Source organism: Rubrilithobacter danxiaensis (assembly GCF_047272945.1).
GTDB lineage: Bacteria > Bacteroidota > Bacteroidia > Sphingobacteriales > Sphingobacteriaceae > Rubrolithibacter > Rubrolithibacter danxiaensis.
On record NZ_JBKOPS010000001.1, the window covers coordinates 418050 to 433222 of the forward strand.

Sequence of the window (15173 nt, forward strand, 5' to 3'; positions counted from 1 at the left end):
AAAGGAGCTTTTTTATTTATCTTAAGATGATAGATCTGAAGTTTTATAGCCCGACAGAACAAATCTCCCACCCTCTTTTCATTGATAAAGGTGTCCGTGTTTTCTTAAAAAGAGATGATCTTATTCATCCCTTTATCTCAGGAAATAAATGGCGTAAGCTGAAATACCTGCTTTTGAAAGCAGAAAAAGAAGGTAAAAATAAGCTGGTAACCTTTGGCGGAGCATGGTCAAATCATTTACTGGCTACAGCTTGTGCCGCCGCAAAGTTTGGATTTAAAGCTGTCGGAATTGTACGCGGAGAAGCTGTAGAGAACGAAGTGCTTCTGCTATGTAAGCTTTTCGGAATGGAGTTACAATTTGTTGACAGGGAACACTACCGAGACAAACGCACCTTATATAATGAAAGATTCAGCGCTGATACTTCTGCCTTTTTTATTGATGAAGGAGGATATTCGGAAGAAGCTGTGAGAGGTTGTTCTGAACTTGCAGATGAACTTGATAGAGATTTCGGTCATGTTTTTTGTGCCTGCGGAACCGGTGCTACTGCCGCAGGAATAATTAAGGGATTGTCTTCCAGAATTCCTTCCTGCCATTTCCACGGCGTTCCGGTATTGAAAAATGGAGAGTTTCTAAGGGTGGAGATTAATAAGCTATTAATCGGCGATTATCCTTTTTCTCTTCATACTACTTATCATTTTGGAGGTTATGCTAAAACTAAACCGGAGCTTTTAAAATTTATCCATAATTTCTCTTCCAGATCAGGAATCCTGCTTGATCCTGTTTATACCGGCAAAATGATGTACGCCTTGTTCGACCTTATTGAAAAGGATCATTTTAAACAAGGCGCAAAAATTGCAGCTATTCATACAGGGGGATTATTCGGCTTGTTAGGCATGAAAGAAAAGTTTAAAGAAATCCTCCCAACCGCATAAGCTGATATAATTCGTTCAACCCCCGCTTTTTCTTAAATTTGGAAAAACAGGAGGATTATGTACAATTTATCTATTCCACCCGCTCAGGTGCAACCTGCTCTCAATAAACATTTACTTGCAGATGGATATGACCTTACTTTTGATATGGAAAAAAGTGAAGGCGTTTATATTTACGATTCCAAGTACAATCGCCGGCTACTGGATTTTTTTACCTGTTTTGCTTCTGTACCTTTAGGATATAATCATCCTAAAATGCTTGCTGACGAATCATTTAAAAAAAATCTGATGCTGGCAGCTTTAACTAATCCTTCAAATTCTGATATATATACCCAGCAGTACGCCCAGTTTGTAGATACCTTTTCGAAATTTGGTATGCCGGGCTACTTGCAGCACGCGTTCTTTATTGCCGGGGGAGGCCTTGCTATTGAGAATGCTTTAAAAACAGCTATGGACTGGAAAGTTCAGAAGAATTTTCAAAAAGGATATGACCAGGAAACGGGAACAAAAGTTCTGCATTTTGAGCATGCATTTCATGGACGAACAGGCTATACCATGAGCCTTACCAATACTTCGCCCGAAAAAACAAAATGGTATGCGAAATTCGACTGGCCTCGCATTCCTCCACCCATAGCCCGCTTTCCCCTTACTGAACAGAATCTGCCGGAACTTCGTATAAAAGAAGAATTGTCATTAGATCTTGTAAAAAAAGCTTTCCAGAAGAATAAGGATGAGATATGCGCAATTATTATTGAACCTGTACAGGCAGAAGGGGGCGATCATCATATACGAAAAGAATTTTTTGAACAGCTGCGTGTTATTGCCGATGAGAATGAGTGTTTTCTAATTTACGATGAAGTACAAACCGGGGTGGGTATAAGCGGCAAATTCTGGTGCCATGAACATTTTGGTGACAAAGCGCAACCTGATATGATAACATTCGGTAAAAAAATGCAGGTATGCGGGATACTTGTAGGGAATAAAGTAGATGAAATAGAGACAAATGTTTTTTCTGTCCCTTCACGAATAAATTCTACCTGGGGCGGTAACCTGGTTGATATGGTAAGGGCAACTAAAATCCTGGAAATAATTCAGGAAGATAATCTGATTGAAAATGCCGCTGAAGTGGGAGAATATTTACAACAACACCTTCACCAAATTGCTCAGAAATACGAAGTGGTACAGAATGTGAGAGGTAAAGGCTTACTTACCGCTTTTGATTTTCCTGACAAAAAACGCCGGAACGCTTTCATTCAAAAAGGTTTTGAAAACAGAGTAATGTTTCTGGGTTGCGGTGAATCCACCATTCGCTTCAGGCCGGCATTAACAATCCGGAAAGAACATATCGATGAAGGAATAAATGCAATGGAAAAGATACTTCGTACTCTTTAACTATTGCAACTGAAACAGGTTATCTACACCCAGCAATCGGCGGCACGTAAATCCTTCGGCATACGGAGCATTGATATATTTTCCAAACTCTCTTGCCCGGGCTTCTACTACTTTTAAAAACTCGGGGGTTGAAATATACGTTTCATTCTCTTCCTCCGTATAATCCGGATTATAGAACTGGCTTTTAAATGCCTGAATACTGGCAACTTTTTGCTCCCAGAACTCGCTTACATCTATTAAAATATCCGGTTTTATATAAGCATCCTGTATAAATTGCAGCAGTAAGCGGGGGCGCCATGCTTCCTGTACTACACTCGCATATTCGGTTCTGATCTTAATAAGTCCCGAAAGGAAAACTGAATCGTTTACCAGATCTCCGGACCTGCCATGATCTGGGTGACGATCGTGCAACGCATTACATAAAATAATCTCCGGCTGATACTGCCGGATCTTTTCAATAACCCGTAGCTGATGCTCTTCATCATTTTTGAAAAAGCCATCCCGCATTGCCAAATTTTCACGTATTGTTAATCCAAGAATAGTTGCAGAATCGGCAGCTTCTTTGTCACGTGTTTCTGCAGTCCCTCTTGTTCCCAGCTCTCCGCGTGTCAGGTCAACAATTCCAACCTTTTTTCCTTGTTTAATATGTTTTATAATGGTTCCGGAACAGCCAAGTTCAGCGTCATCCGGGTGAACGGCAAATACGAGGATATCTAATTTCATTCAGAAGAATTTGTTTAATGATTCAGCAAATTTGTGGGTCAAATTTAACAATTAAAGCATCACTAAACCCTTAAATCTATTTCATATTTTGCAGTTAAAGAAATTATCAATTATACCTGTTATACCTGTAAGCAGACGATTGAATAATTGTTTCTATATCCCTTTCCTGCTGGGCATCATACTGTTCTTTAAGATTATGCCCAAAAACCCTTGCTATAGACTGGTAAAAGAAAGCTGAAAAGCCTCCCTTTAGTTCTTTAAGCATGTCATAACTGCTATTTCCTGTCTCCCTGTCAATCAGCTTAATCAATATTTCGCCCTGGGTTATTGTCATATTTTTAATTTCCCGGTTAAACATATCTTTTATTTCTTTTTCACAGGCTTTAACCAGTTTCCGCTGCTCTCTCCGGTTTTTAGTAATAGCGAGGTCCTGTTGCAGTTTATTGTAACGATCGCGTGCAAACAAAGCGTAAGGCATTACTTTTAAAACATTGTAGCGCAAACGGTAGAATTTTGCCCTGTCGGCAGCACTTCTGTAAATCCGTGAATCAAATACTACAATTTCAGGTAAGGGCATCCATGGAATAAGCTCTTCTTCCACTTTTGTCAGAGCTACACGAATGGTATCGTTTTTGCCCTTAACATATGGATCGTATTTTTCCTGCGCTGCACAGAATGTAAGATTTACAAAAAACAAACACAAAACGGCCGCAAACCTCAAAATTTTCATAAATTTAGTAGTGCAAAAATACACTGAAATAATTTATTTATTAATATCAGAATATACGAAAATGTAACCCCGAAGGTTATCAAATTCGTTTTTAATTACAGAAGCTTTATAATTGAGATATGAATGAGATTGTGATCGATCTGGAAGCTGAAAAAAAAGAAATTTTAAAACGATACCGTGCTTTATTAAGGGCTTGTAAACCTACTTTGCAAAAAGGAGATAAACGGCTGATACGCCAGGCTTTCAATATGTCATTAGAAAGCCACAAGGATATGAGGCGAAAATCAGGTGAACCTTATATTTATCATCCTATTGCTGTTGCACAGATTGCCGCTGAAGAAATTGGATTAGGCACAACTTCTATTGTTTGCGCCTTATTGCATGATGTGGTAGAAGATACTGCCATTACACTGGATGATATTGAAAGAGAGTTTGGTAAAAAAGTTGCCAAAATCATTGACGGTTTAACAAAGATATCCGGTGTTTTTGACTACAACAGCTCACTTCAGGCGGAGAATTTCAGAAAAATGCTTCTTACCCTAGCAGATGACGTACGGGTAATCCTTATAAAACTCGCCGACCGTTTGCATAATATGCGGACCATGGACTTTATGCCACGTGATAAACAGCTTAAGATATCATCAGAAACAGTTTATCTATATGCGCCACTGGCTCATCGCCTTGGTTTATACGCCTTAAAATCAGAACTAGAAGATCTTTCCATGAAATACATGGAATCTGAGACTTATAAATTTATTGCCCGAAAGCTGAACGAGAAAAAAGCCGAACGGGAACTTTATGTAAAAGAATTTATAGGACCGATAAAGGAAATTCTGCATGAACAGGGCTTGCATGCCTCGGTTTACGGAAGGCCAAAATCAATACATTCCATATGGAATAAAATGCGGAAAAAAGGAGTACCCTTTGAAGAAGTGTACGATCTTTTTGCTATTCGTATTATTTTAGACAGTCATCTTGAACATGAAAAAGCCGATTGCTGGAAAGCGTACTCAATTGTTACAGACCTTTATAGGCCAAATCCTGACCGTTTACGTGACTGGGTCTCCTCTCCTAAAGCCAACGGATACGAATCGCTGCACACAACGGTAATGGGACCAAAAGGACAATGGGTAGAAGTTCAGATCCGTACCAAACGCATGAATGAGATTGCAGAAAAAGGTTTTGCTGCTCACTGGAAATACAAAGAATCTTCGTCTGACAGCGGCTTAGATCAGTGGATACAGAAAGTAAGAGAACTGTTAAGCAATCCCGAATCCAATGCTCTGGACTTTCTGGATGATTTCAAGATGAACCTGTTCTCGGATGAGATTTTTATTTTTACGCCAAAAGGAGCATTGATACAACTTCCGATGAATGCTACCGCTTTGGATTTTGCTTTTGAAATCCATTCCGACCTCGGAGCAAAATGTATCGGTGCCAAGGTAAATCATAAACTGGTTCCGCTTTCTTACCAACTGCAAAATGGTGATCAGGTTGAAATTATAACTTCAGGCAAGCAAAGCCCCAAAGAAGACTGGCTGAGTTTTGTAGTAACAGCAAAAGCCAAATCGCGGATTAAATCAGCCCTTAAAGAAGAAAAACGCCGTGTTGCCGAAGAGGGTAAAGAAATACTCGAACGTAAATTAAAATCATTAAAAATAACGTACAATACCGAAAATATCACCAAGCTTACGAACTTCTTTAAACTGGGTTCAACGCTTGATCTTTTCTATAATGTAGCCAAAGGAGAACTGGATTTAAAAGATCTGAAAGAATTTCAGGCTTCTGAAAAGGTAGTAGAAAACAGGTCGCCACAAATTATCGAAGAATCGCAGATAGAAGGTATCCGTAATAAAGTAAAGGCAGCGAGGGACAGCGATACCCTTTTGATTGGCGAGGACATGCAAAAGATTGACTACAAACTTTCTAATTGTTGTAATCCTATTCCCGGCGACGATGTTTTCGGGTTCATAACCATTAACGACGGCATCAAAATTCATCGTACCAATTGTCCGAATGCAGCTAAATTAATGTCGAGCTATGGTTACCGGATTGTGAAGGCAAAATGGACTTCTCAAAAGGAACTGGCCTTTTTAACCGGACTTCGTATTACCGGAATTGACGACATGGGCTTAATAAATAAATTAACTACCGTTATTTCAAACGATTTTAAGGTAAACATGCGTTCTATTACTGTAGACAGTAATGAAGGAATTTTTGAAGGCTCCATCATGGTTTATGTAAACGACACCCATCATCTTGACAATCTGATAAGAAGGTTGAAACAGGTAAAAGGCGTAACTTCGGTTACACGGTTTGACTCTGATACTGAGCGGATTGGGAAAGCCTCCTAAAAGAAAATTTAGGATTCTGTTTTTTTTAGATAAATTTGAACGCAAGTAAAAACGAATATGCCGGGACAAGAAACCATCAGCATGGTTAAAAAAATTTTCGAGGCCTACCTGGAAAACAAAAATCTCCGTAAAACTCCGGAACGTTTTGCTATTCTGGAGGAAATCTATTCTCGGAATGACCATTTCGATGTAGAATCTCTGTACATACACATGAAGAATAAAAAATACAGGGTAAGCCGGGCAACGGTTTACAACACGCTGGAGCTTTTAGTTTCGTGTGACCTTGTTACCAAGCACCAGTTTGGTAAAAACATGGCTCAGTTTGAAAAATCGTACGGATACAAACAACATGATCACATCATATGCCTTGATTGCGGAAAAGTAGTAGAATTCTGTGATCCGAGAGTCGGGCAAATACAAAGTATGATGGGCGACCTCCTTAAATTTGACATCAAACATCACTCACTTAACCTGTATGGCAATTGCACTAAACTGAAAGCAGGTTTCTGTGAATCTTACTCTAATAATTAATTTAAATCTCTCTTTAATTTATAATGGCAGTTGACGTTTTATTAGGCCTTCAATGGGGCGACGAAGGAAAAGGAAAAATTGTGGACGTTCTGAGCCCTGAATATGATTTGATAGCACGCTTTCAAGGCGGGCCAAATGCAGGGCATACACTTGAGTTCGATAATCAGAAATACGTACTGAACACAATTCCCTCCGGGATTTTCAATGAAAAAACCATGAATCTGATTGGAAATGGTGTAGTAATTGATCCGATAATTTTAAAACGGGAACTTGATAATCTTAAAAAAAGTGGTTTTGATCCTGTTGAAGCTAAAAAGCTAGTTATTGGCCGCAAAGCGCACCTGATACTTCCAACACACCAGCTTTTGGATGCCGCATCAGAAAGCCGCATGGGAGAAGGCAAAATCGGATCAACTTTAAAAGGAATAGGCCCGACTTACATGGATAAAACCGGAAGGAACGGACTTCGTGTAGGTGATATCCTGCTTCCGGACTTTATTGAGCGCTACGAAAAGCTGGTAAACAAGCATAAATCCATCCTTTCGCACTATGGAGAAATTCCGGACTTTTCTCAAAAGGAAAGGGCGTTTTTTGAAGCTATAGAATTTTTAAGGACCATTCCGCAGGTTGACAGTGAACATTTTGTTAATAAATATCTTAAAGAAGGAAAAACGGTACTTGCCGAAGGTGCTCAGGGTACCATGCTGGATGTTGATTTTGGATCTTACCCTTTTGTAACTTCTTCAAATACAACCACAGCGGGTGCTTGCACAGGATTGGGTGTTGCTCCACAAAAGATTGGAAAAGTGATAGGCATTTTTAAAGCTTATTGTACACGTGTTGGTGGCGGCCCTTTTCCAACAGAACTGCACGATGAAACTGGAGAAGAACTTCGTAAGGTAGGACATGAATTTGGGGCAACTACCGGCCGTCCCAGAAGATGTGGTTGGATTGATCTTCCTGCCTTAAAATATGCAATTATGCTGAATGGCGTAACCGAACTTGTTATGACAAAGGCTGATGTTTTAAGCGGATTTTCTAAAATCAATGTTTGCACACATTATCAGTATAATGGTGAGGTAATTGATTACATGCCGTATGATATTTGCTCTGTTCCTGCAGTTCCGGTATTAAAGGAACTTGAAGGATGGAATGAGGATTTAACAGAGATCCGATCGCCTGAGCAAATCCCTGCTAAATTACAGGCTTATTTAGAATACCTGGAAACAGAGCTGCAGGTTCCTGTACGATATTTATCTGTAGGGCCAGACAGAGTACAAACGCTGATTCTAAACTAAGACTTCAGCTACGCTTATTTTAGCATGCTGAAGGAAAATACATATCAGTTACAACACAAAGAGCTGTTTAAATATAAAGCTTTGGAATGGGCTGCTTCGTTTGAGGTAGCCTGTTTTTTTGATTCAAATGGCTTTGCTGATCCGTATTCCGCTTTTGATGTTTTAATAGCTGCAGGAAGCAAATCCGAATTAAAAGCAGCTACCGGAAATGCCTTTGCAGAATTACAATCATTTTTGGATTCGCATAAAAGCTGGGCTTTGGGCTTTCTTAGCTATGACCTTAAAAATGAAACCGAAGACCTGAAATCTTCAAATCCAGACCAACTCCATTTTCCTGATCTTTTCTTTTTTGTTCCCGAACACCTGATTTTAATAAAATCTCAATCTATACAAATACGTTCTGAAAATCCGGATGAAGTTTATGAAAACATCTTGAAATGCGTTCCGTCTGATAACAATATCGGGTATCCAGGACAGGTAAAGCAACGGTTTGAAAGATCGGAATATATCGCTGCAGTAGACCAGCTAAAACATCATATCTCTGTGGGAGATATTTACGAAATTAATTTTTGCCAGGAATTTTACTCTGATCACTCGTCTGTTAATCCTGTTGAAGTGTATAAAAAATTAAATCAGATATCTCCCACCCCTTTTTCAAATTTTTTCAGGCTAAAAGATAAATACATACTTTCTGCTACTCCTGAGCGGTTTTTAAGAAAAAGGAAATCCAAGCTTATCTCGCAGCCAATAAAAGGAACCGCAAAAAGAAGTGATAAAGCAGCAGAAGACATCGCAATAAAAAAAAGTTTAAGAGAAAACTTAAAAGAACAGGCCGAAAATGTAATGATTGTTGACCTCGTCAGGAACGACCTTACGAAGTCTGCTATTCCCAATACGGTAAAAGTAGAAGAACTATTTGGCATATATAGCTTTAAACAGGTTCACCAAATGATTTCTACAGTTGTATGTGAAGCAAATCCACTTCTTCCAGTTACACAACTGATTAAAAATACCTTTCCAATGGGATCCATGACGGGCGCACCGAAAATTCGTTCTATGCAATTAATTGAGCAATATGAACGTACAAAAAGAGGCATATTTTCAGGAGCTGTAGGATATTTTTCTCCCGATGGCGATTTTGATTTCAATGTGATTATCCGAACGCTTTTGTACAATTCTTCTTCTAAATATCTTTCTTTCCAAACCGGAAGTGCTATTACTTTTGATTCTGCTCCGGATAAAGAATATGAAGAGTGCCTGTTAAAAGCAAAAGCTATTCTGGAGGTGTTGCAGGGTGGATAAATTTCGGCGAAACTCAGTTTTAATTCCAGGTTCTGCCTAGGAAAACTCTTAACAGGATAAGTTGAAAGCAGTGGTAAACAAATAAGCCTTTTCAATAATTGAAAAGGCTTCATTAAAAAAAGGTTGTTCTTCTACCTTGCTTAGTAATACTTTTTAAGGTTTATAGTATTTTTGAGCTTCAGGCAAGCGTTTCTGAAGATTCCGTATACGGGTTTCATCACTCGGGTGAGTACTTAAAAATTCTGGCGGAGCACCACTTCCTTCTTTAGCACTTGCCATTCTTTGCCAGAAGTCGATTGCCTTAGCAGGATTATAACCTGCCATTGCCATAAAGATCAAACCGAGACGGTCTGCTTCACTTTCCTGATTGCGGGAATATTTGAGCAGTGCTAACTGGCCGCCCAAACCATATAGCTGGCCAATTATTTCAGACCCGCCTGAAGCCACTCCTACCACGCCTCCACCCAACTGCGCTGCTGTCATTTGAGATGCTCGTTCTGACGCATGGTGGGCAATTGCATGCGCAATTTCGTGCCCCATTACTGTTGCTAATCCTGCATCAGTTGCTGTAACTGGTAAAATTCCGGTATAAACTGCCACTTTACCTCCCGGCATACACCATGCATTGATTTCTTTACTTTCTACCAGATTAAATTCCCAGTTGTAGTTATACTGATCGCCATAGCCATTTTCTCTCATATATCTGTCAATGGCAGACGCGATCTTATTTCCAATAGATTTTACTCTTTGTGCATCAGCAGAGTTTTTAATAACCTTGGTTTTGGGATCGCCTAGAAATTGTTTGTAAGCCTGGGTTGCTTCTTGCTGTATTTGTGATTCGTCTACCAGGCTAAGCTGCTTCCTTCCGGTTAAAGGAACTGTTGCACAGGCAGCCAGCAGCAGTACGAATAAAAAAATTAAGTTAAATTTAAGTCCTTTCATACATTTCTGTTTTGTGCTTTAACATTTAAAAATGTCAGGCGGTTTTTCTCTTAAAGAGATTTACCTTGGATTCTTTCCCTTTTAATATCCGCTCAATGTTTTTTTGATGTGTAACCAGGATCAGTACACAGATGCACATTCCATATAATACCAATGAGCGCAGCGAGGTATGGAATACAAATATTACACTAAGAGGGAACGTAAATCCAGCAGCTATTGAGCTTAATGAAACGTAATTTGATAGTAATAATACTATTAAAAAAACACTCACACACAGCATAGCTGCCTCGAAATGTACTGCCAATATCATTCCAAATAATGTTGCTATACCTTTCCCCCCTCTAAAACCGGCAAAAACAGGAAATAAATGGCCCATAACCGCGGTAATTCCTAAAGCAAGCTGATAGTTAACAAATTGTACGGAATTTTGAGGGCCTGTAACAGAAAGACCTATTAAATATACAAGATTGGTAGCAGTCCATCCTTTGAAAATATCAATAAGCATCACGCTGATACCTGCTTTTTTTCCTAATACCCTGAATGTATTGGTAGCTCCGGCATTTCCGCTTCCATATTCTCTTACATCTATACCATAAAACGCCTGGCCGATCCAAACTGCGGTAGGAATTGATCCGAAAAGATACGCTGCCAAAAGTGCTGAAATCGAGTATATAGATATCATTCGCCTGCAATAATACTAAAACTAAAACCTCATTTAACTGAAAGTTTTACTTTAAATTTATTCTACTGTTGCCTTTAAACTCATATCCAGACTCTTAACAGAATGAGTTAATGCTCCCATAGAAATATAGTCAACTCCACATTCGGCATATTCATAAACATTCTCTTCAGTTATTCCACCTGATGCTTCTGTGATAAATCTTCCATTGACTAACTCAACGGCCTGTTTTAAAGTTTGATAATCGAAATTATCTAAAAGTATTCTATCTGCACCACCAGCATCTATAACCTGTTTAAGCTCTTCTATGTTTCTTACTTCTATTTCAATATGTAAATTCCTGTTTGTTTTTTTAAGATAATCTTTTGCTCCTGAAAGAGCTTGTTCAATACCACCTGCATAATCCACATGATTATCTTTTATCAAAATCATATCATACAGTCCAATCCGATGATTTACTCCTCCTCCAATTTTAACGGCCGCCTTTTCGAGGAAACGAAGATTCGGGGTAGTTTTGCGGGTATCCAGAACTTTAGTAGACGTATTTTTCAATTTGTTCACAATCCGGCGGGTAGTTGTTGCAATGCCACTCATGCGTTGCATAGTATTTAAAACAAGTCGTTCAGCTACCAGAATAGAGTGGATGCTACCGCTTACATGTAAAACTATATCTCCGGGTTTTACTTCCCTTCCATCCTCTATAAATATTTCTGTTTTAAGGTTAGAATCTACTTCTTTAAAAATTGCATCGGCAACATGAATACCTGCTAAAACGCCGTTTTCTTTTATTATAAGCCGGGCTTTGCCTTGTTTTCCTGCTGGAATAGTTGCAAGAGAAGTATGATCTCCGTCACCAACATCTTCCGTTAATGCCTGTCGGATAAAATTGTGCAATAAATCTTTATTTTCCTCTGTCATTTGCCGCAAAAATATAAAAGTTACGAATAAAACTTACTCATTTGCTTCTATTCGCACTTCTGTAACAAGAAATTTCCCGGCAATATTCTTCATAGAAATCGAGGTACGAAAACTGCCTTTATCTGTAGTAAGGATAAACACCACAAAGCGGTAATTCGGATTAGATGTTAAACGATGGATAATCTTTACTCCTGCAGGAGGATGTTTTAAGAAAAAGTCTTTCAAAACAGCTTCTGCCTGTGTTTTTGAATATACATCTTCTTCCGTTAAAACAGTCAGTTCAACATCCGAATCAAAATGATGAGCCAATTCTTTAGAGTTTCCTGTTTTAAACAATGCTGTCAATTCATCAATAATATCCACTTTTGCGTAAGATAAAGGCATTATCCAGAGAAGGAAAAAAACTATTGCAATACTGCTAAAGGTTCTGTTCATAACGTAATATTAGCAATTCTTACACGAAAAACATACCATAAAACTCATAAAGTAATTTACAATTTAAAACAACCTGTATATTTGCAGGGTGGAAAATAAAAAATTAGCACTCCTTATTCTGGATGGATGGGGCTATGGAAAACAAGATAAATCAAATGCAATAATTGCAGCCAAAACGCCTTTTTTTAATCATTTATTAGCAACATATCCTAATTCAAAACTCGAAGCATCAGGTGAAGCGGTTGGCTTGCCCGCCGGCCAGATGGGAAATTCTGAAGTAGGGCATATGAATATTGGTGCCGGAAGAGTTGTGTACCAGGAATTAGGCCGCATACACAAAGCAGTGCTTGACGGCGAACTCTCCTCCAACCCTGTAATTACAGAAGCTTTTGACTATGCGAAAAGAGAAAATAAGCAAGTACATTTTATAGGTCTTGTTTCCGACGGCGGGGTTCATTCGCACACCCGTCATTTATTTGGCTTATGCGATGCTGCCCGCAATCATAAAGTTGATAATGTTTTTATCCACGCATTTTTAGATGGACGAGATACCGATCCTAACTCAGGAGTTGGTTTCATCAGCGAACTGGAAACTTATCTTACCCATTCAACCGGAAAAATTGCTTCGGCCATAGGCCGTTATTATGCTATGGACCGGGATAATCGCTGGGAAAGAGTAAAACTGGCTTACGATCTGATGGTCAAAGGCGCAGGTACTCCGTCAACCAGTATAGTTGATTCTATACAGGCCTCTTATGCTGAAGGTGTAACTGATGAGTTTGTTAAACCGATTGTAAAGGTTGATGAGAATGGGAAACCGCTGGCGACAATCGAAGATGGCGATGTAGTAATCTGTTTTAACTTCAGAACTGATCGGGGAAGGGAAATAACAATTGCTTTAACTCAAAAAGCGTTTCCTGAATACGATCTGAAACCTTTGGCGCTGGATTACATCACCATGACCAGCTATGACGATACATTTAAAAATGTTAAAGTAATTTTCAGGAAAGAAGATCTTACTCAGACGTTAGGAGAAGTGCTCTCAGAAGCCGGGAAAACGCAGGTACGGATTGCAGAAACAGAAAAATACCCGCACGTTACTTTTTTCTTTTCCGGAGGACGTGAAAAGGAGTTTGAAGGTGAAAAACGGCTGTTAATTCCTTCGCCAAAAGTTGCTACTTACGATCTGCAACCTGAAATGAGCGCTCAGGGTATCCGGGATACGATTTGCCAGGAATTGCAGGATAACAAGCCTGATTTTGTATGCCTTAACTTTGCAAACCCAGATATGGTAGGTCATACAGGTGTTTTTGAAGCAGTTATTAAAGCAGTTGAAACGGTAGACAGTTGTGCACAAAAAGTAGTTGAATGCGGTTTGGAATTAGGCTATTCTTTTATCATCATTGCCGACCATGGCAACGCCGATTATATGGTTAATGAAGATGGTTCGCCAAACACAGCCCATACAACAAACCTGGTGCCCTGCATTTTAATAGACAAGGATTATAAATCGATAAAAGACGGAAAACTGGGCGACATTGCTCCTACCATTTTAAGAATTCTCCAGGTTCCTATTCCGGAAAAAATGACCGGAAATGTTTTAATATAAAAATGAAGCTTCTTTTAACGGCAGTTTTATTTGTTATGGCAATAAGTGCTTGTAATAAACAGGATAAAACTGCCCCTAAGTATTATTTTGATCTGAAAAGCTTTTTTGATAAAGAAGCAGAAAATCTGAATAGAATTTCTCCGCTCGTTTTAAAAAAAGTACAGAAGAACCAGCAGTCTGAAGAAAAAAAGATTAAAATAAGCAACTGGAAAAATGAATTGGAATTATTTAAAACTTCCGATCTGAATAAGCCCGCATGGAAAAACAGTTACACTGTTCAGAAACAGGAGAGTAAGCTAATTTATCTGGCTAAAGATCCTGAATTAAGAACAAGGAAAGTTCAGATTGAATTTACTGAAAAGGGATCAGTAAAAAATATTACTATTAATAATGAGGTTAATAACAGCCTGTATTCATCAAAAGAAGAACTTATTTATTATCCTGATTCCTTATACCGAATTGTAAAAGAACAGACAGTAAGAGTGTTAGGAGACAATTTTTACAGGATACAAGGCCAAATCCAGTAAAATAAAAAAGAGCTGGATTATTTTTTCCGGCTCTTTTTTATTTCGATCGCTATCTATATAAACTATTATTTATTATTAAGGCTTGTAATATAAACCTTTACTTTTTTCATTTCATCGGCAATATCCTGTCGGCCGGGATTTGAATCTAAAACATGCTGAAGATCAGAAATAGAAGATTTGAATGAATTAGCCGCTAATGATTTATCATAAAATTTAGGAATTTTCTGCCCTTTTAAAATACCATAATCGCGATAAGCGATTGCCCTGTTCTGGTAAAGTTTCACATCCTCGGGGTTTAATTCGATCGCCTTTGAAAAATCACGGATACTTGCCTGTAAAAGTTTTTCACGTTCGGCAGGAGAAAGAGAACTGTTCATTTGTACAGCAAGTTGATTTCTGGCTTTTCCACGGTAATAATAAGCAGAAACCTCTCCCGGCCTCAACGAAATTACCTGTCCGAAAGAGCTTATTGCTTTTTGGAAATCGCCCGAATGATAGTACGAATAACCGAGCATGTACTGCACATTTGCATTGTTATTTTCACTTGGTAAGGCTTTTTCAAGATGTGTTATAGCCATTTTGAAATTACCGTCAATTAACGCTTTCTGCCCTAATCGTACGTATGGATTTTCTTCTTTTTTAGATTGAGCATCTGCTGCTCCGGAAACAGACAATAGTAAAAATGCAACTACAAAAAATGATTTCATTTAATCTTGAAAAATTTGTTAATTATGTGAATAACGGCAAATAAAGCATTTTATTTCGATGCTTTTCCTTTTACAATAATAAATATAAGTTGAACCA

15 protein-coding genes are annotated in these 15173 nt (G+C 38.6%); 8 read left to right on the forward strand and 7 right to left on the reverse strand.

The window, feature by feature from the left end; translation table 11 throughout:
• The first annotated feature begins 26 nt into the window (after positions 1 to 26).
• Both ACLCDL_RS01755 and lat read left to right on the forward strand, forming a co-directional pair.
• A complete protein-coding gene (locus ACLCDL_RS01755) occupies positions 27 to 932 on the forward strand; it encodes a 1-aminocyclopropane-1-carboxylate deaminase/D-cysteine desulfhydrase (RefSeq protein WP_423146287.1) in 906 nt (301 codons plus the stop codon).
• Between the two features lie 57 nt (positions 933 to 989).
• Entirely contained in the window at positions 990 to 2321 is a 1332-nt protein-coding gene (gene lat, locus ACLCDL_RS01760; RefSeq protein WP_423146288.1) for an L-lysine 6-transaminase, read from the forward strand.
• On the opposite strand, the gene bshB1 is transcribed toward lat, so the two are convergent.
• Together bshB1 and ACLCDL_RS01770 are read right to left on the reverse strand one after the other, a co-directional pair.
• Entirely contained in the window at positions 2322 to 3044 is a 723-nt protein-coding gene (gene bshB1, locus ACLCDL_RS01765) for a bacillithiol biosynthesis deacetylase BshB1 (protein ID WP_423146289.1), read from the reverse strand. It abuts the gene before it with no gap.
• Positions 3045 to 3150: 106 nt separating this feature from the next.
• The gene (locus ACLCDL_RS01770) at positions 3151 to 3774 is read right to left on the reverse strand and encodes a DUF4294 domain-containing protein (RefSeq protein ID WP_423146290.1); all 624 of its coding nucleotides are present in this window, start codon (positions 3772 to 3774) and stop codon (positions 3151 to 3153) included.
• Positions 3775 to 3893: 119 nt separating this feature from the next.
• Between ACLCDL_RS01770 and ACLCDL_RS01775 the strand changes: the two genes are divergently transcribed.
• The 4 genes from ACLCDL_RS01775 to ACLCDL_RS01790 are packed head-to-tail and all read left to right on the forward strand — an operon-like array spanning position 3894 to position 9259.
• Positions 3894 to 6128, forward strand: a complete 2235-nt coding sequence (locus ACLCDL_RS01775) for a RelA/SpoT family protein (RefSeq protein ID WP_423146291.1) — start codon at positions 3894 to 3896, stop codon at positions 6126 to 6128.
• Between the two features lie 57 nt (positions 6129 to 6185).
• Positions 6186 to 6659, forward strand: a complete 474-nt coding sequence (locus ACLCDL_RS01780) for a Fur family transcriptional regulator (protein ID WP_423146293.1) — start codon at positions 6186 to 6188, stop codon at positions 6657 to 6659.
• A gap of 23 nt (positions 6660 to 6682) precedes the next feature.
• The gene (locus tag ACLCDL_RS01785) at positions 6683 to 7957 is read left to right on the forward strand and encodes an adenylosuccinate synthase (RefSeq protein WP_423146294.1); all 1275 of its coding nucleotides are present in this window, start codon (positions 6683 to 6685) and stop codon (positions 7955 to 7957) included.
• A gap of 24 nt (positions 7958 to 7981) precedes the next feature.
• Positions 7982 to 9259 carry an anthranilate synthase component I family protein gene (locus ACLCDL_RS01790; protein ID WP_423146295.1) on the forward strand — a complete coding sequence of 426 codons (1278 nt, stop codon included), beginning with the start codon at positions 7982 to 7984 and terminating at the stop codon, positions 9257 to 9259.
• Positions 9260 to 9412: 153 nt separating this feature from the next.
• Here the strand turns inward: ACLCDL_RS01790 and ACLCDL_RS01795 are convergent, their stop codons facing one another.
• From ACLCDL_RS01795 to ACLCDL_RS01810, 4 genes are read right to left on the reverse strand one after another with little or no spacing between them, the layout of a single operon-like run.
• On the reverse strand, positions 9413 to 10201 hold the full coding sequence (locus tag ACLCDL_RS01795) for a M48 family metallopeptidase (RefSeq protein ID WP_423146296.1): 789 nt from the start codon (positions 10199 to 10201) through the stop codon (positions 9413 to 9415).
• A 34-nt stretch (positions 10202 to 10235) separates the two neighbouring features.
• Entirely contained in the window at positions 10236 to 10883 is a 648-nt protein-coding gene (gene plsY, locus ACLCDL_RS01800; protein ID WP_423146297.1) for a glycerol-3-phosphate 1-O-acyltransferase PlsY, read from the reverse strand.
• Between the two features lie 57 nt (positions 10884 to 10940).
• Positions 10941 to 11798 carry a carboxylating nicotinate-nucleotide diphosphorylase gene (gene nadC, locus ACLCDL_RS01805; protein ID WP_423146298.1) on the reverse strand — a complete coding sequence of 286 codons (858 nt, stop codon included), beginning with the start codon at positions 11796 to 11798 and terminating at the stop codon, positions 10941 to 10943.
• Positions 11799 to 11831: 33 nt separating this feature from the next.
• On the reverse strand, positions 11832 to 12233 hold the full coding sequence (locus ACLCDL_RS01810; RefSeq protein WP_423146299.1) for a DUF4783 domain-containing protein: 402 nt from the start codon (positions 12231 to 12233) through the stop codon (positions 11832 to 11834).
• 88 nt (positions 12234 to 12321) lie between these two features.
• Here ACLCDL_RS01810 and gpmI point away from each other — a divergent pair, with 88 nt between their 5' ends.
• Positions 12322 to 13842 carry a 2,3-bisphosphoglycerate-independent phosphoglycerate mutase gene (gpmI, locus tag ACLCDL_RS01815; protein ID WP_423146300.1) on the forward strand — a complete coding sequence of 507 codons (1521 nt, stop codon included), beginning with the start codon at positions 12322 to 12324 and terminating at the stop codon, positions 13840 to 13842.
• A gap of 2 nt (positions 13843 to 13844) precedes the next feature.
• Positions 13845 to 14369, forward strand: coding sequence for a hypothetical protein (locus ACLCDL_RS01820; RefSeq protein WP_423146301.1), 525 nt, complete (start codon positions 13845 to 13847; stop codon positions 14367 to 14369).
• A gap of 65 nt (positions 14370 to 14434) precedes the next feature.
• Here ACLCDL_RS01820 and ACLCDL_RS01825 read toward each other — a convergent pair whose 3' ends face one another.
• Entirely contained in the window at positions 14435 to 15076 is a 642-nt protein-coding gene (locus tag ACLCDL_RS01825; protein WP_423146303.1) for a tetratricopeptide repeat protein, read from the reverse strand.
• Between the last annotated feature and the right edge of the window lie 97 nt (positions 15077 to 15173).

Excerpts from the sequence above, each read along its gene's own strand:
- ACLCDL_RS01755 (WP_423146287.1), top strand. The coding sequence starts at position 27 with ATGATAGATCTGAAGTTTTATAGCCCGACAGAACAAATCTCCCACCCT.
- lat (WP_423146288.1), top strand. The coding sequence starts at position 990 with ATGTACAATTTATCTATTCCACCCGCTCAGGTGCAACCTGCTCTCAAT.
- bshB1 (WP_423146289.1), bottom strand. The coding sequence starts at position 3,044 with ATGAAATTAGATATCCTCGTATTTGCCGTTCACCCGGATGACGCTGAA.
- ACLCDL_RS01770 (WP_423146290.1), bottom strand. The coding sequence starts at position 3,774 with ATGAAAATTTTGAGGTTTGCGGCCGTTTTGTGTTTGTTTTTTGTAAAT.
- ACLCDL_RS01775 (WP_423146291.1), top strand. The coding sequence starts at position 3,894 with ATGAATGAGATTGTGATCGATCTGGAAGCTGAAAAAAAAGAAATTTTA.
- ACLCDL_RS01780 (WP_423146293.1), top strand. The coding sequence starts at position 6,186 with ATGCCGGGACAAGAAACCATCAGCATGGTTAAAAAAATTTTCGAGGCC.
- ACLCDL_RS01785 (WP_423146294.1), top strand. The coding sequence starts at position 6,683 with ATGGCAGTTGACGTTTTATTAGGCCTTCAATGGGGCGACGAAGGAAAA.
- ACLCDL_RS01790 (WP_423146295.1), top strand. The coding sequence starts at position 7,982 with ATGCTGAAGGAAAATACATATCAGTTACAACACAAAGAGCTGTTTAAA.
- ACLCDL_RS01795 (WP_423146296.1), bottom strand. The coding sequence starts at position 10,201 with ATGAAAGGACTTAAATTTAACTTAATTTTTTTATTCGTACTGCTGCTG.
- plsY (WP_423146297.1), bottom strand. The coding sequence starts at position 10,883 with ATGATATCTATATACTCGATTTCAGCACTTTTGGCAGCGTATCTTTTC.
- nadC (WP_423146298.1), bottom strand. The coding sequence starts at position 11,798 with ATGACAGAGGAAAATAAAGATTTATTGCACAATTTTATCCGACAGGCA.
- ACLCDL_RS01810 (WP_423146299.1), bottom strand. The coding sequence starts at position 12,233 with ATGAACAGAACCTTTAGCAGTATTGCAATAGTTTTTTTCCTTCTCTGG.
- ACLCDL_RS01820 (WP_423146301.1), top strand. The coding sequence starts at position 13,845 with ATGAAGCTTCTTTTAACGGCAGTTTTATTTGTTATGGCAATAAGTGCT.
- ACLCDL_RS01825 (WP_423146303.1), bottom strand. The coding sequence starts at position 15,076 with ATGAAATCATTTTTTGTAGTTGCATTTTTACTATTGTCTGTTTCCGGA.